Annotated in this window: 18 protein-coding genes; 14 read left to right on the top strand and 4 right to left on the bottom strand. The window is 69.4% G+C overall.

What is annotated here, in order from left to right:
* Positions 1 to 31 precede the first annotated feature (31 nt).
* Positions 32 to 352 carry a hypothetical protein gene (locus tag ACAM42_RS10295; RefSeq protein WP_369631944.1) on the bottom strand — a complete coding sequence of 107 codons (321 nt, stop codon included), beginning with the start codon at positions 350 to 352 and terminating at the stop codon, positions 32 to 34.
* Positions 349 to 1,062 carry a helix-turn-helix domain-containing protein gene (locus ACAM42_RS10290; protein ID WP_369631943.1) on the bottom strand — a complete coding sequence of 238 codons (714 nt, stop codon included), beginning with the start codon at positions 1,060 to 1,062 and terminating at the stop codon, positions 349 to 351. Before ACAM42_RS10290 ends, ACAM42_RS10295 begins: the two co-directional genes overlap by 4 nt.
* Positions 1,063 to 1,266: 204 nt before the next feature.
* On the opposite strand from ACAM42_RS10290, the gene ACAM42_RS10285 reads away from it, so the two are divergent.
* The 14 genes from ACAM42_RS10285 (at position 1,267) to ACAM42_RS10220 (ending at position 18,422) form a co-directional block, all read left to right on the top strand.
* Positions 1,267 to 2,421, top strand: a complete 1,155-nt coding sequence (locus ACAM42_RS10285) for an NAD(P)/FAD-dependent oxidoreductase (RefSeq protein ID WP_369631942.1) — start codon at positions 1,267 to 1,269, stop codon at positions 2,419 to 2,421.
* A gap of 43 nt (positions 2,422 to 2,464) precedes the next feature.
* Positions 2,465 to 3,916, top strand: a complete 1,452-nt coding sequence (locus tag ACAM42_RS10280) for a M81 family metallopeptidase (protein ID WP_369631941.1) — start codon at positions 2,465 to 2,467, stop codon at positions 3,914 to 3,916.
* Between the two features lie 49 nt (positions 3,917 to 3,965).
* The gene (locus ACAM42_RS10275) at positions 3,966 to 5,543 is read left to right on the top strand and encodes an ABC transporter substrate-binding protein (protein ID WP_369631940.1); all 1,578 of its coding nucleotides are present in this window, start codon (positions 3,966 to 3,968) and stop codon (positions 5,541 to 5,543) included.
* A gap of 15 nt (positions 5,544 to 5,558) precedes the next feature.
* Positions 5,559 to 6,494 (top strand): ABC transporter permease, encoded by a 936-nt coding sequence (locus ACAM42_RS10270; RefSeq protein WP_319359998.1) that lies wholly within the window; start codon positions 5,559 to 5,561, stop codon positions 6,492 to 6,494.
* Between the two features lie 25 nt (positions 6,495 to 6,519).
* Positions 6,520 to 7,434 (top strand): ABC transporter permease, encoded by a 915-nt coding sequence (locus tag ACAM42_RS10265; protein WP_369631939.1) that lies wholly within the window; start codon positions 6,520 to 6,522, stop codon positions 7,432 to 7,434.
* Positions 7,435 to 7,447: 13 nt separating this feature from the next.
* The gene (locus ACAM42_RS10260) at positions 7,448 to 8,482 is read left to right on the top strand and encodes an ABC transporter ATP-binding protein (RefSeq protein ID WP_070095027.1); all 1,035 of its coding nucleotides are present in this window, start codon (positions 7,448 to 7,450) and stop codon (positions 8,480 to 8,482) included.
* Positions 8,479 to 9,480, top strand: coding sequence for an oligopeptide/dipeptide ABC transporter ATP-binding protein (locus tag ACAM42_RS10255; RefSeq protein ID WP_354347526.1), 1,002 nt, complete (start codon positions 8,479 to 8,481; stop codon positions 9,478 to 9,480). Before ACAM42_RS10260 ends, ACAM42_RS10255 begins: the two co-directional genes overlap by 4 nt.
* A 13-nt stretch (positions 9,481 to 9,493) precedes the next feature.
* A complete protein-coding gene (locus tag ACAM42_RS10250; RefSeq protein WP_354347527.1) occupies positions 9,494 to 10,951 on the top strand; it encodes a D-aminoacylase in 1,458 nt (485 codons plus the stop codon).
* 234 nt (positions 10,952 to 11,185) lie between these two features.
* On the top strand, positions 11,186 to 11,725 hold the full coding sequence (locus ACAM42_RS10245) for a MarR family winged helix-turn-helix transcriptional regulator (protein WP_369631938.1): 540 nt from the start codon (positions 11,186 to 11,188) through the stop codon (positions 11,723 to 11,725).
* 6 nt (positions 11,726 to 11,731) lie between these two features.
* Positions 11,732 to 13,330: an ABC transporter substrate-binding protein gene (locus ACAM42_RS10240; protein ID WP_369631937.1), complete on the top strand. Its 1,599-nt coding sequence runs from the start codon at positions 11,732 to 11,734 to the stop codon at positions 13,328 to 13,330.
* Positions 13,331 to 13,472: 142 nt separating this feature from the next.
* The gene (locus ACAM42_RS10235; RefSeq protein WP_307694464.1) at positions 13,473 to 14,414 is read left to right on the top strand and encodes an ABC transporter permease; all 942 of its coding nucleotides are present in this window, start codon (positions 13,473 to 13,475) and stop codon (positions 14,412 to 14,414) included.
* 21 nt (positions 14,415 to 14,435) lie between these two features.
* Complete coding sequence (locus ACAM42_RS10230; RefSeq protein ID WP_070061793.1) at positions 14,436 to 15,386, top strand: ABC transporter permease; 951 nt, start codon at positions 14,436 to 14,438, stop codon at positions 15,384 to 15,386.
* 2 nt (positions 15,387 to 15,388) lie between these two features.
* Positions 15,389 to 16,972: a dipeptide ABC transporter ATP-binding protein gene (locus ACAM42_RS10225; RefSeq protein WP_369631936.1), complete on the top strand. Its 1,584-nt coding sequence runs from the start codon at positions 15,389 to 15,391 to the stop codon at positions 16,970 to 16,972.
* A 64-nt stretch (positions 16,973 to 17,036) separates the two neighbouring features.
* Positions 17,037 to 18,422 (top strand): amidase, encoded by a 1,386-nt coding sequence (locus ACAM42_RS10220; protein WP_369631935.1) that lies wholly within the window; start codon positions 17,037 to 17,039, stop codon positions 18,420 to 18,422.
* Between the two features lie 19 nt (positions 18,423 to 18,441).
* Here the strand turns inward: ACAM42_RS10220 and ACAM42_RS10215 are convergent, their stop codons facing one another.
* The gene (locus tag ACAM42_RS10215) at positions 18,442 to 18,660 is read right to left on the bottom strand and encodes a hypothetical protein (RefSeq protein ID WP_062468907.1); all 219 of its coding nucleotides are present in this window, start codon (positions 18,658 to 18,660) and stop codon (positions 18,442 to 18,444) included.
* Positions 18,661 to 18,949: 289 nt separating this feature from the next.
* Positions 18,950 to 19,843, bottom strand: a complete 894-nt coding sequence (locus ACAM42_RS10210; RefSeq protein ID WP_369631934.1) for a ZIP family metal transporter — start codon at positions 19,841 to 19,843, stop codon at positions 18,950 to 18,952.
* Positions 19,844 to 19,950: the final 107 nt, after the last annotated feature.

The raw sequence follows: 19,950 nt of genomic DNA, 5'->3' as shown, positions 1-19,950 counted from the left end.
CGGATGGTCGATTCTGGCCGGGTGCTCGTGGCTACGGATACCAGACGACCGAGCACCCCTCCTCGAATGCGCCTTCGTAGTGTTTCCTGAACGCGTGCATCCGAGGATCGTTCAGCGCCTCGACATCCACCGGGCGCCCTTCCCAGAGGCGAAGGTCGACGAATCCAAATTTCGCAAGTTCCGACGCAGCATCCTCTTCGCGAGGGACATCTTCACTTTGCGCCAGGAAGAGCATGAGCTTGTGCCTGCCACCCACGGCCGGTGCACCCCACTCGAAATCGCAGACGCCGCTGTAGGTCGCTTCGGCGCCGTAGACATAGACCCGGACCATGCCGGCCGGCGACGAGCTCACCCCTTCCCGCCCCGTCCGGTCTTCTTCGCCACCACAGCCTTGCGCGCCGGCTTCATCGCAGGCGCCTCGCGCGCCGACTTCATGTGCCCGCTCTCCCCCGAGGTCATGCCCACGATCTTCGCGAGCTGGCGGCTCACGCTCACGTAGGCATGGCCGAGGCGGCTGTCGAAGTACAGCGAATCGCCGCGCGCCAGGCGCACCACTTCGCCGTTGTCGAAGTACACGTCGATCTCGCCCGACAGCACGTACGCGAACTCTTCGCCCGTGTGGCGCACGAAGTCCTCGGGGCCGTTGATGCGGCGCGCGTGCACGGTGCCGACGATGGGGCTCATCTGCTTGCCGGCGGCGGTGGTGCCGAGGAACTCGTAGGCGATGGCCAGCCCCTTGTAGACCACGCCCTTGCCCGCGCGCGTGACAACCGGGCCGTCGAGTTGCTCGGGCTTGACGCCCGCGCCCGCGAACATGGCGTTCATGTCCATCTCGAGCGCGCGGCCCAGCGCGGTGAAGTTCTCGTAGCCGAGCGCAAGCTGGCCGCGCTCGGCGCGCGAGATGGTGGTGATCGACACGCCGGAGCGCTCGGCCAGTTGCGCCAGCGTCCAGCCGAAACGCTTGCGCGCAGTGCGCAGGCGATGGCCGAAAGTGGTGCGGTCCAGCGTGGGCGGCTCTTCCTTCGGCTTCGCCCCGCCCCGGTTCCCTGTGTGTGGAGTCACGCTTGGCTTTCTCTAGGTATGCCGGGCGATTCTGCCAGCCCCGCGCCCGGCCGGCCACGCACGGCGCGACAGCCCCGGCATGCGTTTTGCGTATGCGCAAATTGCGTGTACGCAAATTTCACCTCGGTGGTGCACCCATGGTTTCCCCTTGGTTGGCGCAAATCAATTTGCGTATCCGCAAATTTCTACCTACACTTTTCGGCGATGACAACAAGCACAACCACTCCCGTCGCGGCCGACTACCTCGTGATCGGCGGCGGCATCGCCGGGGCCTCGGTGGCCCACTGGCTCGCCCCGCATGCCCGCGTGATCCTGCTCGAACGCGAAGCCCAGCCGGGCTACCACTCCACCGGCCGTTCGGCCGCGCTCTTCATGGAGAGCTACGGCACGCCGCAGGTGCGTGCCCTCACCATGGCCAGCCGCGCCTTCCTCGAGCACCCGCCCGAAGGCTTTGCCGAGCACCCGCTGCTCACGCCGCGCGGCGCGATGATGGTCGCGGGCACCGAGCACCTGCACGAACTCGAGGCGCACTGGGAGCTGCTGCGCGCCATGAACGTCGGCGCCCAGCGCCTCGACGGCGAGCAGGCGCGCGAGATGGTGCCGGCGCTGCGCCCCGAGCAGGTGGCCGGCGCGGTGTACGAACCCGACGCCTCCGACATGGACGTGCACGCCATCCACCAGGGCTACCTGCGCGGCATGCGCCAGGCCGGCGGCAAGCTGGTGTGCGACGCCGACGTCACGGCCATGGAGCGCGTGGGCGACCGCTGGTGCGTGACGGCCGGCAACGCGGTGTACGAAGCGCCCGTGGTGCTCAACGCAGCGGGCGCCTGGGTCGACACGATCGCGCAGCTGGCGGGCGTGCGTCCGCTGGGCATCGAGCCGCGCCGCCGCTCGGCCTTCATCTTCGCGCCGCCCGAGGGCCAGAGCGTGGCGCACTGGCCGATGGTGTTCGCCGCCGACGAGGGCTGGTACATCAAGCCCGACGCCGGCATGTTGCTGGGCTCGCCGGCCAACGCCGACCCGGTCGAGCCGCAGGACGTGCAGCCCGAAGAGATGGACATCGCCATCGCCATGCACCGCATCGAGGAGGCAACCACGCTCGCCATCCGCCGGCCCACGCGCACCTGGGCCGGCCTGCGCTCCTTCGTGGCCGACGGCGACCTGGTGGGCGGCTTCGCGCCCGACGCGCCCGGCTTCTTCTGGGTCGCGGCGCAAGGCGGCTACGGCATCCAGACCTCGGCCGCCATGGGCGAGGCCTGCGCCGCGCTGGCACGCGGCCTGCCGCTGCCCGAGCGCATCGCGGGCTTCGGGCTCACGGCCGAGATGCTCGGCCCGCAGCGCCTGCGCACGGCCGGCTGATCCGTTCCTTCCCCACGACAAATCCTCCCCACGAGAAATCACCATGCGTGTCTTCAGTGCCTCCCTCGCGACCGAAACCAACACCTTCGGCCCGATGCCGACCGGCATCGCTTCCTTCAAGGACCGCGGCTACTTTCCCGCCGGCCAGCATCCCGATGCGCTGACGATCTACTCGGGCCCGCTGTGGGCCGCGCGCATCCGCGGCAAGGAAAAGGGTTGGACCCTGCTCGAAGGCATGGTGGCGGGCGCGCAGCCCAGCGGCATCACCACGCGCCACGCCTACGAAACCCTGCGCGACGAGATGCTGAACGACCTGCGCGCCGCACTGCCGGTCGACATGGTGCTGCTCGGCCTGCACGGCGCGATGGTGGCCGACGGCTACGACGACTGCGAAGGCGACATGCTGGTGCGCGTGCGCCAGATCGTCGGCCCTGATGTGGTGATCGGCGCCGAACTCGACCCGCACAACCACCTCACGCCCGCCATGGTGGACAACGCCAACGTGATGGTCTCCTTCAAGGAGTACCCGCACACCGACGTGCTCGAACGCGGGCTGGAGCTGGTCGACATCTGCGCCGCGGCCGTCGAAGGCAAGGTCAAGCCGGTGGTCGCGATGGTCGACTGCGACATCATCGTCACCGTGCACACCTCGCGCGAACCGGCGCGCAGCTTCGTGCAGCGCATGCAGGCGCTCGAAGGCAAGGACGGCGTGCTCTCGGTCTCGCTCACGCACGGCTTCTCGTGGGGCGACGTGCCCGAGATGGGCACCAAGGTGCTGGTCTACACCGACGGCGACCAAGCGAAGGCGAATGCACTCGCACGGCAGCTGGCCGACGAAGTCATCGCCATGCGCGACGGCCTCACCGTCAACTACCCCAGCATCGACGACTCGCTCGACGAGGCCCTGGCCTTCGACGGCGGCCCCGTGGTGCTGGCCGACGGCGCCGACAACCCCGGCGGCGGCGCGGCGAGCGATTCCACCTTCATCCTGCGCCGCATGCTGGAGCGCGGCATCACCAACGCCGCGCTGGGCCCGATGTGGGACCCGATCGCCGTGCGCATCGCCTTCGACGCCGGCGTGGGCGCGAAACTGCAGATGCGCATCGGCGGCAAGATCAGCCCGCTGTCGGGCGATCCGCTCGACCTTGAATGCACCGTGAAGGCGCTGAAGGAAGACCTGGTGATGACGGGCCTTTCGAACACGCCCACCGCCATGGGCGACTGCGCGCTCGTCGAGGTGAACGGCATCGAGATCGTGCTGATCACACGGCGCAACCAGGCCATGGGCACCGACCTGTTCACGCAGCTGGGCTGCGACCTGGCGGCCAAGAAGATCGTCGTGGTCAAGTCGTCGCAGCACTTCTACGCGTCGTACTCGCAGGTGGCCAAGCACGTGATCTACGCCGGCGCACCGGGCGCCGTGACGCTCGACCTCACCACCCTGCCGTACCGCAAGGCTCGCCTGCCGAAGTGGCCCATCGGCGTCGCCGCCTGAACTCCCTCTTCTTCTTTTTTGTTTCGCCCCACCGACCGGAGAACCGACGATGACCCGACGAACGCTTGCTGCCCTCGCTGCCCTGGCCCTTTCGGCCGCCAGCCTTCCCGCGCTCGCCCAGACGCCGCCCAAGACACTCAAGGTGGTGGCGCATGCCGACCTGAAGATCCTCGACCCGACCTTCACCACGGCCTACATCTCGCGCAACTTCGGCCACATGGTGTACGACACGCTGTTCGCGCAGGACGCCACCGGCAAGCCGCAGCCGCAGATGGTCGAGAAGTACACGACCTCCAAGGACGGCAAGCAGTGGAGCTTCACGCTGCGCCCCGGCCTGAAGTTCTCCGACGGCGCCGCCGTGACCTCGGCCGACGCCGTGGCCTCGCTGCAGCGCTGGGCGGCGCGCGACAGCCTGGGCCGTGCCATGACGGCCGTGGGTGCCGAGTGGAAGGCCACCGACGCGCGCAACTTCACGCTCACGCTCAACGAGCCCTTCGGCATGGTGCTCGACGCGCTGGCCAAGCCCTCGGGCTTTCCGCCGGTGATCCTGCCCGAGCGCATCGCCAAGCTGCCGGCCACCGCGCCTCTCACCGAGGTCGTCGGCTCGGGGCCCTTCATCTTCAAGCGTGACGAATGGGTGCCGGGCAACAAGACGGTGTTCGTGCGCAACCCGAACTACGTGGCGCGCAGCGAGCCGCCGAGCGGCCTGGCCGGCAGCAAGAAGACCAGCCTCGACCGCGTCGAATGGCTCTACCTGCCCGACGCCAACAGCGCGATCTCGGCGCTCAAGCGCGGCGAAGTCGACTACATCGAGCAGCTGGCGCCCGACTACATCGCACCGCTGCGTACCGACAGCAACATCAAGATCGGCTCCGGCGGTGCCTACCAGGGCTTCCTGGTGATGAACCAGCTGCACCCGCCCTTCGACAACCCGAAGGTGCGCCAGGCGCTGCTGCAGGCCGTGAACCAGGAACGCTTCGTCGCGGCCATGGGCTTCCCGCTGGACATGCGCATGGCCTACTGCGCCACCTGGTTCATCTGCGGCAGCCCCAACGACACCTCGGCCGGCGCGGAACCCTTCCGCAAGGCCGACGTCGCCAAGGCGAAGAAGATGCTCGCCGACGCCGGCTACAAGGGCGAGAAGGTGGTGCTGATGGTGCCCAGCGACGTGCCCTACCTCAATGCCGAGGCGCTGATGGCCGCGCAGACCATGAAGAGCATCGGCCTGAACGTCGATGCGCAGACCATGGACTGGGCCTCGATCGGCGCGCGTCGCGCCAAGCGCGATGCGTCCGACGCCGGCGGCTGGAACATGTACGTCACGGTGGCCGGCGAGTTCGACGTGAATTCGCCCATCAGCAACGCCTACCTGGGCGCGGCCTGCGGCAACACGCTGCCCGGCTGGCCCTGCGACAAGAAACTCGACGAGCTGCGCACCGCCTGGCTGAAGGAAACCGTGCCGGCCAAGCGCAAGGAACTGCTCGACGCCTTCCAGTCGCGTGCCTACGAAGCCGTGCCGTACATCAACGCGGGCCAGTACTCGGCCGCGTTCGCGGCGCGCGCCAGCATCAAGGGGCTGGACAAGATGTGGGCCGGCCTGCCCACCGTCTGGATGCTCGACAAGTAAGCCACGCGCACCGCCATGGGCTACATCGTTCGACGCTTTCTTTCCACGCTGCCGGTGATGGCGGTGGTGGCCGTGGTGGTGTTCCTGCTGATCCACCTGTCGCCCGGCGACCCGGCCGCGCTCATCGCGGGCGACCTCGCCACCACCGAGGACATCGACAAGCTGCGCGCCGCGCTCGGCCTGAACCTGCCGCTGTGGCAGCAGTTCGGGCTGTGGATCGGCAAGATCTTCACGGGCGACCTGGGCACCTCGATCTTCACGCAGGTGCCGGTGACGCAGCTGCTCGGCCAGCGGCTGGAGCCCACGGTGTCGATCGCGGCGCTGACCATGCTCATCACGCTGGTGACGGCCGTGCCGCTGGGCACGCTCGCGGCCTACTGCGCGGGCACCTGGATCGACCGCCTCGTGATGCTGTTCGCGGTGCTGGCCTTCTCGGTGCCGGTGTTCCTCATCGGCTACCTGCTGGTCTACACCTTCGCGGTGCAGCTGCCGTGGTTTCCGGTGCAGGGCTACGTGAACTTCTCCGAAGGCCCCGGCGCCTGGCTGCGCGCGCTGGTGCTGCCCTGTGTGAACCTGGCGCTGGTGTACATCGCGCTGGTGACGCGCATGACGCGCGCCACCGTGCTCGAGGTGCTGCACGAGGACTACATCCGCACCGCGCGCGCCAAGGGCCTGGGCGTGCTGCCGGTGCTGGGCCACGCGCTGCGCAACGCGGCCATTCCCATCGCCACGACGATCGGCGCGGGCATTGCGCTCCTGATCGGCGGCGTGGTGGTCACCGAGACGGTGTTCGCCATTCCGGGCGTGGGCCGGCTGGTGATCGATTCGGTGCAGCGCCACGACTACCCGGTGATCCAGAGCGTGCTGCTGCTGTCGGCGGGCGTGTACGTGCTGATCAACCTCCTGATCGACCTGAGCTACCGCCTGTTCGATCCGCGCATCCAGTACTAGAACAAAGAACGAGCCCCACGACGCCATGTCCACTGCCCTGCCCTTGCGCGAGGTCGATGCGCCGGTGCCTGCCGATGCCGCCGCTTCCGCCGAAGACGCCCCTTTCGTACCGCCACGCTGGCGCTGGGTGCGCAAGCACCCGACGCTGATCGTCGGCGCGCTGCTGCTCCTCGCGGTGGCCGCGCTGTCCATCGGCGCCCCCTGGATCGCCACCCACGACCCGCAGGACATCGACCCGCTGGCGCGCATGCAGCCGGCCTCGGCCGAGCACTGGTTCGGCACCGACGCGCTGGGCCGCGACGTGTTCAGCCGCGCCGTGTGGGGCGGTCGCGTGTCGATGATCGTCGGCGCCTCGGTGGCGGTGCTCGCCACCTTCTTCGGCATCGCGCTGGGCCTGGTGTCGGGCTTCGTGCGCTGGGCCGACGGCCCGATCATGCGGGTGATGGACGGTCTCATGGCCATCCCCGGCATCCTGCTGGCGATCGCGCTCATGGCGGTGACGCGCGCCAGCCTCACCACGGTGATCATCGCCATCACCGTGCCCGAGATTCCGCGCGTGGTGCGGCTGGTGCGCTCGCTGGCGCTCACGCTGCGCGAGCAGCTGTTCGTGGAGGCCGCGCACGCGGTCGGCACGCGGCTGCCGGTGATCCTCGTGCGGCACGTGCTGCCGAACATCGTGGCGCCGCTGGTGGTGCAGGCCACCTTCGTGGCCGCCGCCGCCGTGCTCACCGAGGCCGCGCTGTCCTTCCTCGGCGTGGGCGTGCCTTCGCAGACGCCGAGCTGGGGCAACATGATGGCCGAGGGCCGCAACTTCGTGACCGTGGCGTTCCACATCATCCTGTACCCGGGCCTGCTGCTGGCGGCCACGGTGCTGGCGATCAACCTGCTCGGCGACGGCCTGCGCGATGCGCTCGACCCGCGCCTGGCGCGGCAGCTGTGAAGAGGAACGCGCCATGACCATCCCCATGTCCCAGGCCACCCTCGCCCCCGGCGAGCCCTTGCTCGAGGTCGACAACCTGCGCACCTACTTCAGCACGCTCGCCGGCACGGTGCGCTCGGTCGACGGCGTGTCGTACACCGTGCGCGCGGGCCGCACGCTCGGCGTGGTCGGCGAATCGGGTTGCGGCAAGAGCGTGACGGCGCTCTCGATCCTGCGGCTGGTGCCCACGCCGCCCGGTCGCCACATGGGCGCGGTGCGCCTGCGCGGCACCGACCTGATGCAGCTCAGCGAGCGCGAGATGCGGCAGATCCGCGGCAACCGCATCTCGATGATCTTCCAGGAACCGATGACCTCGCTGAATCCGGTGCTCACCGTGGGCCGGCAGATCGCCGAGACGGTGCAGCTGCACCAGAAGGCCAGCCGCGCCGAGGCGCTGCAGCGCGCGGTCGAGATGCTGCGCCTGGTGCAGATCCCCGAGCCCGAGCGGCGCGTGAACGAGTACCCGCACCAGCTCTCGGGCGGCATGCGCCAGCGCGTGATGATCGCGCTGGCCCTGGCCTGCAACCCCGAGGTGCTGATCGCCGACGAGCCCACCACCGCGCTCGACGTGACCATCCAGGCGCAGATCCTCGACCTCATCAAGCGGCTGCAGAAGGAGCTGGGCATGGGCGTGGTGATGATCACGCACGACCTGGGCGTGGTGGCCGAGAGCTGCGACCGCGTCGTCGTCATGTACGCCGGCAAGAAGGTGGAAGAAGCCGACGTGGTCGACCTCTTCGACCGCCCGCTGCACCCCTACACCCGCGCGCTGATGGCCTCGATGCCCGCCATGAGCACGTCGAGCGCGCGGCTGCACGAGATTCCGGGCATGGTGCCCGCCGCGCACGAGCTGGGGCGCGGCTGCGCCTTCGCCGCGCGCTGCGCGCAGGCGCGCGAACGCTGCCGCCGCGAGACACCGCCGCTCTCGACGCAGGGCGACGGACATGTGGTCGCCTGCTTCGCGGTGCAGGAACAATGGACCGACGAGGCTGCCGAGGTGAGCGCATGACGACAACGACGACCCCATCCACCAAGGCGCCGCTGCTGCAGGTGCGCGAGCTGCGCAAGCACTACACCTCGCCGCGACGCTGGCTGCGCCCGGCCAAGCCGGCGATCCAGGCGGTCGACGGCGTGTCGTTCAACGTCGGGCACGGCGAGACGCTGTCGCTGGTCGGCGAGTCGGGCTGCGGCAAGACCACCACGGCCAAGTCGGTGATGCGGCTGGTCGAGCCCACCTCGGGCTCGGTGCGCCTGAACGGCGAAGAGCTGCTGACCCTGCCCGCGAACGCGATGCGCCAGCGCCGGCGCGACCTGCAGATCATCTTCCAGGACCCCTACGCCTCGCTGAACCCGCGCCTCACGGCCGGCGACATCGTGGCCGAGCCGCTGCGCAACTTCGGCGACGTGTCGGTGGCCGAGCGGCGCGAGCGCGTGCAGTGGCTGTTCTCGCGCGTGGGCCTGCGGCCCGAGGCGGCGAAGAAGTTTCCGCACGAGTTCTCGGGCGGCCAACGGCAGCGCCTGGGCATTGCGCGCGCGCTGGCGCTGAACCCCAAGCTCATCGTCTGCGACGAACCGGTGTCAGCGCTCGACGTGTCGGTGCAGGCCCAAGTGGTCAACCTGCTGATGGACCTGCAGGCCGAGTTCGGCATCGCCTACCTGTTCGTGGCGCACGACCTCGCCGTGGTGCGCCACATCAGCCACCGCGTGGCCGTGATGTACCTCGGCCACATCGTGGAGATCGCCGACCGCGACACGCTGTTCTCGGCGCCTCGCCATCCATACACCGAGATCCTGCTGTCGGCCGTGCCCGTGCCCAACCCGCGCACGCCGGCGCGCCGCCTGCTGCTGCAGGGCGATCCGCCGAGCCCGGCCAACCCGCCCTCGGGCTGCCGCTTTCACACGCGCTGCCCGATGGCGCAGGCCGTGTGCAAGGAGAAGACGCCCGAACTGACGGAGCGCCCTTCGTCTTCCCAGGGCGGCCATTGGGTCGCCTGCCACTTCCGTTGAAAGCACTGCCCTCATGACCGACAAGACACCCCACTACGACCTCTTGATCCACGGCGGCACCGTGATCGACGGCACCAAGGCCCCGCGCTTCGACGCCGACGTGGGCATCGTCAATGGCCGCATCGCCGCCATCGGCAAGCTCGCGGGCCACACGGCCGACCAGACGCTCGACGCCACCGGCCGCATCGTCGCGCCGGGCTTCATCGACTCGCACACGCACGACGACCAGGCCGTGCTGTCGCACGCGCAGATGCCCTTCAAGGTGTCGCAGGGCGTGACCACGGTGGTGGCGGGCAACTGCGGCATCAGCGCCGCGCCGCTGCGCGCCGACATGGACCTGCCGATGCCGCTGAGCCTGCTCGAGACGCCGCCGGAAGACCGCTTCACGACGTTTGCGGCCTACCTCGACGCGCTGCGCGCCACGCCCTCGTCGGTCAACGTGGCGGCGATGGTCGGCCACTCGACCCTGCGCGCCGTGACCATGTCCGACCTCGACCGGCCCGCGACCGACAAGGAGATCGCCGCCATGCAGGCGCTGGTCGAAGAAGCCATGCAGGCCGGCGCCATCGGCCTGTCGACAGGCACCTTCTACCCGCCGGCCGTGAAGGCCACGACCGAGGAGATCATCGAGGTCGGCCGCCCACTCACATCGCGCAAGGCGCTGTACGTGACGCACATGCGCGACGAGAGCGACCGCGTGATGGAGTCGCTCGAAGAAACCTTCCACATCGGCCGCGCGCTCGACATTCCCGTGGTGGTGTCGCACCACAAGGTGCAGAACACGCAGAACTTCGGCAAGACCAAGGTCACGCTGCCCTTCATCCAGGAAGCGATGAAGCACCAGTGCATCGGCCTGGACTGCTACCCGTACACGGCCGGTTCCACCATGATCCGCACCGACCGCGGAATGATGGACGGCCGCGTGCTCATCGCCTCCAGCGTGCCGCACCCCGAATGCGCGGGCCGCGACCTGAAGGACATCGCGGCCGAATGGGGCGTGTCGGGCGAAGAGGCCGCGCTGCGCCTGTCGCCCGGCAGCGCCATCTATTTCATGATGGACGAGGACGACGTGCAACGCGTGCTCGCCTTCGACGAAACCATGATCGGCTCCGACGGCATTCCGCTGGGCGACAAGCCGCACCCGCGCCTGTGGGGCACCTTCCCGCGCGTGCTGGGGCACTACAGCCGCGACGTGGGCCTGTTCCCGCTGGAGACGGCGGTGTGGAAGATGACGGGGCTCACGGCGCGCAACTTCGGCCTGCACGAGCGCGGCGCGCTCAAGGTCGGGCACCACGCCGACGTGGTGGTCTTCAATGCCGCCACCGTGCGCGACACCGCGAACTACGAAACGCCGACCGAGCCGGCCGAAGGCATCGACGCGGTGATCGTGAACGGCGCCGTGACGTGGCGCCACGGCGTGCACAGCGGTGCGCGCAACGGCCAGGTGATCGTGCGCCAGGACGCGGCCTGACACGTTGCACCTCGGCGGCGCCTGCATGGCGCCCGCCTTCGCATCCTGGTGCATGCGCAGCACCGGATCGGTGAACACGCCGGGCCTCGCAGGCCCGGTTTTTCTTTCTCCCTTGCGCTTTTCCCCTCTGGCAGAGCGTGCCTAGGGGATTTCCCTCGACAGCTGGCCCGGAGCTTGCGTAGTTCGTCCACATAGTTGAACATTTCAACTATTGAAGACTTCTACCAACCCGCCATGCACGCCCCGCTTCGCCTGAAAGACGACTACCTCAACGTCCTGCTCGACCTGGCCTCGCAGCGCACGCGCGACCGCGGCTCGCGCATCTACGAGATCGAGCTCGGCCTGTCGATCCGCGACGTGCGCCTCTTGCGGATGATCGGCGGCGCGCCCGGCATCACCATGGGCCAGCTGGTGCAGACCTGCGCCATCGAGAAGACGCTGGTCTCCAAGCTGGTGAGTTCGCTGGTGCAGCGCGAGCTGGTCGAGCGCCAGATCGGCGCCGAGGACGCGCGGCAGATCCGCCTGTGCCTGAGCCCGGCCGGCATCGACATGGTGCTGCGCGCCGAGCCCATCGGGCACGAGATGGAAGCGCGCTTTCTCGACTGCCTGAGCGTCGCCGACATCGAGAACCTGCGCCGCATCATGCACAAGCTCATCGACGCGGAAGAAGGCTCGCGCGACATCTTCGAATTCCTGCTGGTGCAGCTGCGCGAAAGCAAGGAATCGCCCCCGTCCTCCTCTCCCGCGTCTTCCGCTCCCTCCCGAAAGAAGTAAGGCTCCATGGCAATCCACTTTTCACCGCGCCGCGTCGCGGCGGCTTCCCTGTCGGCGCTCGCTTTGTGCTTGGCCGCCACCGCGTCCGCGCAGACCGTGCTTCGCACCGTGCCCTCGTCGGACTTGAAGATCGTCGACCCGATCTGGACCACCGCCAACATCACGCGCAACCACGGCCTGATGATCTACGACACCCTCTTCGCGATGGACGAGAAGGGCGTCATCAAGCCGCAGATGGTCGACAAGTACAGCGCGAGCGCCGACAACAAGGTGTGGAGCTTCACGCTGCGCCCGGGCCTGAAGTTCCACGACGGCGCACCGGTCACCTCGCAGGACGTGATCGCCTCGCTGGCGCGCTGGGCCAAGCGCGACACGCTGGGCCAGAAGATGTACGAGGCGATGGACAGCATCGCCGCCGACGGTCCCAACGGCTTTCGCATGACGTTCAGGCAGCCCTTCGGCGTGGTGCTCGACGCGCTCGGCAAGCCCAACCCGCTGGTGCCGTTCATCATGCCCAAGCGCGTGGCCGACACGCCCGCCGACAAGCAGATCGACGAGCTGGTGGGCTCCGGCCCCTTCACGCTCGCCAAGGAAGACTTCCGCCCGGGCGACCGCGTCATCTACCGCAAGAACACCGCCTACGTGCCGCGCAAGGAACCCGCCTCGGGCCTGGCCGGCGGCAAGGTGGTGCACGTGGACCGCGTCGAATGGGTGATGCTGCGCGATCCGCAGACGCAGGCCAATGCGCTGCTCAACGGCGAGGTCGACATGCTCGAGACCGTGCCCTCGTCGGGCTACACGGGCATGCGCACCAACGACAAGATCGAGCTGGTCGACGTGATGCCGGCGGGCCCCTTCACCGTGCTCTACAACCACAAGGTGCCGCCCTTCAACAACCCGAAGGCGCTGAAGGCCGCGATGCTGGCCATCAACCAGGAGGCGATGCTGCGCGCGCAGGTCACCTTCCGCGATTTCTACAAGCCCTGCGCGTCGATCTACCTGTGCGGCTCGCTCTACGCGAGCGACAAGACGGGCTTCTACACCGGCAAGCCGCAGTTCGAAGAGGCGCGCAAGCTGCTCAAGGAATCGGGCTACGACGGCAAGCCCGTGGTGATCCTGCTGCCGGGCGACGCGCCCGCGCTGAACAAGCTGCCCGCGGTGTACGGCCAGCTGCTCAAGCAGGTGGGCTTCAACGTCGACGTGCAGACCACCGACTGGGCCACGCTCGTGACCCGGCGCGCCAAGAAAGACCTGCCCGAGAACGGCGGCTGGAACGCCTTCATCACCTTCTGGGGCGGCGTGGACGCGAGCAGCCCCATCGGCTACAGCCCGCTGACCGGCAACGGCGACCAGGGCTACTTCGGCTGGCCCGTGGTGCCCGAGCTCGAGGCGCTGAAGACGAAGTTCATCGCCACCGCCGACCTCGCGCAGCGCAAGGAGATCGCCACGCAGATCCAGCAGGTCGTGCTCGAACACGGCGTGCTCGCCCCGCTCGGCGAAGGCAAGGCGCCCACGGCCGTGCGCCGCGGCACCATCACCGGCCTGCTGCCGTCGCCGGCGGTGCTGTACTGGAACGTGCGCAAGACGTCCGCGCCATCGCCATGACCGCGACATAGGCCGGCCCGCGCACCCGCCCCTCTCCCCTTTCTGATCGCCACCCCTGACCGGCTGCGCCTTGCGCGGCAGCCGGGCGGGACTTCCTTTGCCCGCGCCACACGCCCGGCCCCTCGTCAAGGACCTGATTCACATGCTCCACTTCCTGTTGCGCCGCGGACTGGCCACCGCGCCCGTGCTCCTGATCGTGGCCGTCATCGTCTTCCTGCTGCTGCGCATGACGCCCGGCGACCCCGCGGCGGCCATCGCGGGCGACGCGGCCAGCGCGCAGGACATCGCACGCATCCGCGCCCAGCTGGGCCTGGACGCATCGATCGTGACGCAGTTCGTGCACTGGCTCGGCCAGGTGCTGCGCGGCGACCTCGGCTACTCGTTCTTCTACCGGATGCGCGTGACCGACCTGATCGGCCAGCGCCTGGAACCCACGCTCTCGGTGGCGGCGGTGACGGTGGTGCTCACGGTGCTGATCGCCGTGCCGCTGGGCGTGCTCGCGGCCTCGCGGCGCGGCGGCCGGCTCGACCGCTTCATCATGGGCGCCTCGGTGCTCGGCTTCTCGGTGCCGGTGTTCGTGGCCGGCTACGTGATGATCTGGCTGTTCTCGATGCAGCTCGGCTGGCTGCCCTCACAGGGCTACCAGCGCATCGGCGACGGCGTGGGCCCGTGGCTGCGCCACCTGGCGCTGCCCTGCATCACGCTGGCCGTGATGTACGCGGCACTCATCGCGCGGGTCACGCGCGCGGCGGTGTCGGAGGCGCTCACCGAAGACTACGTGCGCACCGCGCGCGCCAAGGGCATCGCCGAGTGGCGCATGCTGCTGCGCCACGCGCTGGCCAACGCGGCCGTGCCGATCGCCACCGTCATCGGCCTGAGCGTGGCGGGCCTGATCGGCGGCGTGGTGGTCACCGAGACGATCTACGCGATCCCCGGCCTGGGCCAGCTCACGGTGGACGCCGTGCTCTCGCGCGACTACCCGCTGATCCAGGCGATCACCCTCTTCTTCTCGCTCGTGTACGTGGTGGTCAACCTGCTGGTGGACCTGAGCTACCTGCTGCTCGATCCGCGCATCCGGTACTGACCTTCCTTCGAAAGCCCCGCCATGACTTCGATCTCCCTGCGCGACGACGCGCCTGCCTCTGCCGCGGTTCCTCCCGCCGCACCCCGGGCCCCGGCCCGCTCGCTGCTGCGCCGCCTGCTCGCCAACGGCGGCGTGCGCATCGGCGGCGTCCTGCTGGCCGCGATGCTGCTGCTGGCGGTGGCCGCGCCCTGGCTCGGCACCATCGACCCCAACGCGATGGACCCCGCGAACTCGCACCTGCCGCCCGGCGCACGCGCCGAGTTCACCACGCTGGCGGGCGACAGCTTCGATCGCTTCTTTCCGCTGGGCACCGACAGCATGGGCCGCGACCTGTGGAGCCGCACGGCCTACGGGGCGCGCATCTCGCTGTCGGTGGGCGTGGCGGTGGCGCTGGGCTCGGTCGCGTTCGGCCTCGTGGTGGGCATGGTGGCGGGCTACTTCCGGCGCCTGGACGGCGTGATCATGCGGGTGATGGACGGGATGATGGCCATCCCCGGCATCCTGTTCGCGATCGTGCTGGTGGCCGTGTGGCGGCCCAGCCTGCTCACGGTGATCCTGGCCATCGTGGTGCCCGAGACGCCGCGCGTGGCGCGGCTGGTGCGCTCGGTGGTGCTGTCGGTGCGCGAAGAGCCGTACGTGGAAGCGGCCGTCGCGCTCGACACGCCGACCTGGAAGCTGATGTTGCGCCACATCCTGCCCAACACGGTGGCGCCGCTGATCGTGCAGGGCACCTTCATCTGCGCGGCGGCGATGCTGGTGGAGGCCGTGATGTCCTTCCTGGGCATCGGCCTGCCGTCCGAGGTGCCGACCTGGGGGAACATCATGTCCGAAGGCCGCACGCACTTCACCTCGCACCCCTCGACCGTGCTGCTGCCCGGCCTCTTCCTGGCGCTCACGGTGCTGGCCGTGAACATGCTCGGCGACGGCCTGCGCGACGCGCTCGATCCCAAGTTCAAGGCACGCGGAGGCTGAGCATGACATCCACCTCTTCCACAACCTCCGCCGCGCCCTGCCTCGTGGTGCGCGACCTTGCCATCGACCTGCCCGCCGGCGCCGACCGCGCACACGCGGTGCACGGCATCTCGTTCGACGTCATGCCCGGCCAGGTCGTGTGCCTGCTGGGCGAGTCGGGCTCCGGCAAGTCGGTCATCGCGCAGGCCGCGATGGGCCTGCTGCCCGCGTCGCTGCGGCCCTCGGCCGGGCGCATCGAGGTGCAGGGCGAGGACGTGCTCGCGGCCAGCCCGGCGCGGCTGCGCGCCCTGCGCGGCGCGCGCATGGCGATGGTGTTCCAGGAGCCGATGACCGCGCTCAACCCCGTGATGCGCTGCGGCGCGCAGGTCGACGAGATCCTGGCCGAGCACACGACGCTGGGCGCCGCCGCGCGCCGCGAGCGCGTGCTGGCCATCTTCGAGCGCGTGCGGCTGCCCGAGCCCCAGCGCATCGTGATCGCCATCGCGCTGATCCTGCGCCCGGCCCTGCTGATCTGCGACGAGCCCACCACCGCGCTCGACGTGACCACGCAGGCCGAGATTCTGTCGCTCATCCGCGAGATGCAGCAGGAGAACGGCACGGCCGTGCTGTTCATCACGCACGACTTCGGCGTGGTGGCGGACATCGCCGACCAGGTGGTGGTGCTGCAGTTGGGCCGGCAGGTCGAGAGCGGCCCGAAGGACGAGGTGCTGCGCCGCCCGAAGGAGGCCTACACGCGCATGCTGCTCGACGCCGTGCCGCGGCTGGCGCCCGTGCTGCGCGCGCCCATCGACGCCCAGGCGCCGCTGCTCGACGCGCGCGGCGTGGGCAAGGTCTACCGCACGGGCAGCTGGCCCGGCAAGCGCCGCACGGTGCACGCGGCGGCCGACGTGTCGCTGAAGCTGCATGCGGGCGAGACCGTCGGCATCGTGGGCGAATCGGGCTCGGGCAAGTCGACCGTGGCGCGCTGCATCGCGCGGCTGATCGAACCCACCGACGGCGACATCCGCGTGCCGGGCATCGAGGGCTCGCGCGGCGCGCAGCGCTCGGCGTTCCGGCGCATGGTGCAGGTCGTGTTCCAGGACCCGAACCGTTCGCTCAACCCGCGCCGCACGGTGGGCCAGTCGATCGTCGAGGGGCCGGTGAATTTCGGCGTGCCGCACGCCCGGGCCTGGCAGCGCGCCGAGGAGCTGATGGCGCTGGTGCGGCTGCAGCCCGAGGTGCTGCACCGCTACCCGAGCGAGTTCTCGGGCGGCCAGCGCCAGCGGCTGTGCATTGCACGCGCGCTGGCCTGCGAGCCGCGCGTGCTGATCGCCGACGAAGCCGTGTCGGCGCTCGACGTGTCGGTGCAGGACCAGATCCTGAAGCTGCTCGCGGAGATCCAGCAGCGGCTGTCGATCGGCATCCTGTTCATCACCCACGACCTGCGCGTGGCCAGCCAGATCTGCGACCGCCTGATCGTGATGCACAAGGGCCGCATCGTCGAGCAAGGCAGCGCGCACGACGTGCTGCTGTCGCCGCGCGAGGCCTACACGCGCACGCTGCTGGCCGCGGCGCCGGGCCAGGGCTATGCGTTCGGAGGCGGCTGAGCGCCGTCCTCTTCTCCATCTTTCAACCCACCTTCATCCCACCACCCAAAGAAGAAACGAAGACATGACCACACCCCTGTACGAACTCAGTGCCCTTCAGTTGCTCGAACACTACCGTGACCGCGCCTTGTCGCCGGTCGAGGTGACGCAGGCCGTGCTTGCGCGCATCGAGCGCTGGGAGCCGCACATCCACGCCACCTACGGGCTGGACGCCGAAGCCGCGCTGGCATCGGCGCGCGCCTCCGAGGCACGCTGGGCCCAGGGCAAGCCGCAGGGCGATCTCGACGGCGTGCCGGTCACGCTCAAGGAGAACATCGCCACGCGCGGCACGCCCACGCCGATCGGCAGCGCAGCCACCGTGCTGGCGCCCGCCGCGGCCGACGCCCCCGCCGCCGCACGCCTGCGCGAAGCCGGCGCGGTGATCGTGACCAAGACGACGATGCCCGACTTCGGCTTTCTCGGCGCGGCGCCCTCGAGCTTCCACGCGCTCACGCGCAACCCGTGGGACCTGGGGCGCAACACCGGCGGCTCGAGCTCGGGCGCCGGCGCCGCCGCCGCCGCGGGCTACGGCCCGCTGCACCTGGGCACCGACATCGGCGGCTCGGTGCGCATTCCGGCCAGCTTCTGCGGCGTGTTCGGCCTCAAGCCCAGCCACGGCCGCATCCCGGTCGACCCGCCCGCCGCCGCGCGCGTGATCGGCCCGATGACGCGCACCGTGGCCGACGCCGCACTGCTGATGCAGGTGGTAACGCGCCCCGACGCGCGCGACTACATGAGCCTGCCGCCGAACGACTTCGCGTGGCAGCGGCTCGAGCGCAACGTGAAGGGCCTGCGCATCGGCCTGTGGACCGAGACCATGGGCGGCTGGCCCATCGATGCGGAAGTGAAAGAAGCGGTGCTGGCCGCGGCCCGCCTGTTCGAGCAGGCCGGCGCCATCGTCGAGCCGCTGGCCGACTGGACCACGCTCGAAATGCGCATGGGCATGGCCCACTTCTTCACGATGCGCTGCCGCGTCGACCTGGCCGCGATGCCGCCGGAGCGCGCGAAGCTCGCGGCCGGCTACATCCACCAGGCGGCGGAGTTCGCGGCCTCGCTCACGCCCGAAGACACCTTCCGCGCCTTCACGCGCATGCAGGCGCTGCGCGCAGCCACCGTGGCGGCCACGCAGCCCTTCGACTACGTGCTGTCGCCGGTGTCGCCGGTGCTGCCGTTCGCGGCGGACGCCATCAACAGCGGCTCGGAAAACCTGCTGAAGGACTCGCACTTCACGTCGGTGTTCAACCAGTCGGAACAACCGGCCGCGTCGATCAACTGCGGCCATGCGAAAAATGGCCTGCCGATCGGCCTGCAGATCGCGGGGCGTCGCTTCGACGACCTGGGCGTGCTGCAGATGGCGCGCTTCTACGAATCGGTGCGTCCGGCACAGGCGCGCTGGCCTGAACCGGCCTGACCGGGCTGGGTCAGGCGAATCAGTCCGGCGCGTTCATCACGCGGTCGAACTCTTCGTCGGCCGGCACGTTGTCGGCATCGAGCTCGCTGGCATCGGTGAGGTCGATGCCCGTTTCGTCCGACAGGTCGTCGGACGCATCGGCTTCGAGTTCGTCGAAGTCGTCGGCAGGCGTGCTGTCGTCATCGTCGTCTTCGGACGACGAGGCGGAGCGCGCGGTGGCATCGGCTTGGGGCGTCATGATCGAATTCCTCGGCAGATGAGTAAACGGCCCTCTATGGTGCGCCTGTTTTGCCCCTTGCGGTGGATCGCCGGGCTGACGTCGGTGTCGGAAAGTTTCCCGTCTCCCGAGGCCGCACGCACGCGTGCTCAGAAGGTGTGAATGAATCCGGCGTGGCCGAGCAGCCCGCGCAGGCGCGTCCCCTCAAGGCGCAAAGCGCAGCCATAGCTCGGGCTATGGCGAGCATTTGCAACGCCGAGGGGGCGTGTCTGGGCGGGATGAGCGGACATGGCGGGTTCGTTCACACCTTCTAGTCTTTGTGGACGTGGCCGTGCTCGCCGTGTCCTTCATCGTGGCCGTGCTCGCCGTGCGCCAGCCGGCTCACGAGCGTGACCAGCAGGATGCCCGCGGCGAGCCACGCGATCTGCGCCGCGGTCTGGCGCGCGGGCAGGCGCTTCTGCAACTGCGGGATCAGGTCGGCCAGCGCCACGTAGACGAAGCTGCTGCCCGCCAGCACCAGGAAGTACGGCAGCCAGCCATGCAGCTGGTCGACCAGCCACCAGCCCGCGATGCCGCCGAGCATGGTCATCGTGCCCGCGAGCGACACCTTCACCAGCGCCGCGCGCGAATTGGCCGAACTCTGTCGCAGCACGACGAGGTCGCCGATGTGGTGCGGCACTTCGTGCGCGAGCACGGCCAGCGCGGCCACGAGGCCCAGGCGGATGTCGGCCACGAAGGCCGAGGCGATCAGGATGCCGTCGCCGAAGCAGTGCACGCTGTCGCCGGTGAGCACGGCCCAGCCGCCGCCGCCCGTGGTGGGTGGGTGGTGGTGGGCGTGTCCATGTGAATGACCGTGATCGTGGCCGTGGTGATCGTGCGCTTCGCCCTTGGCGGGTGCGACGTCGCCATGGTGGTGCTCATGCCCGTGGTGCCACAACTCGGCCTTGTCGAGCAAAAAGAAGAACACCAACCCGAACAGCAGCACCGCGAACAGCAGCGCGGGCTCGATGCGGCTTTCGAAGGCCTCGGGCAGCAGGTGCATGAAGGCGGTGGCCAGCAGCGCGCCGGCCGCCAGGCTCAGCAGGTGCTGCGGGTTCACGCCGCCGCCGCCGCTGCGCACGCCCACGCGCAGCAGCAGGGCCGCGAGCCAGACGCTTCCGATGCCGGCGACCAGGGTCGCCACGAGAATTACTATCAAATTCATAGCTGCTTGCGCAAGAGGGACGGCCGGTACGGCCTTGTTCCGTTCATAAAAAGAGAAAGGCCGTCACTTCGGACGGCCTTCGGCGGCGGGTGGCTACGGGCGCCGTC

This window comes from Variovorax sp. V35, assembly GCF_041154465.1.
GTDB lineage: Bacteria > Pseudomonadota > Gammaproteobacteria > Burkholderiales > Burkholderiaceae_C > Variovorax > Variovorax boronicumulans.
This window is presented reverse-complemented; position numbering and strand designations above follow the sequence as displayed.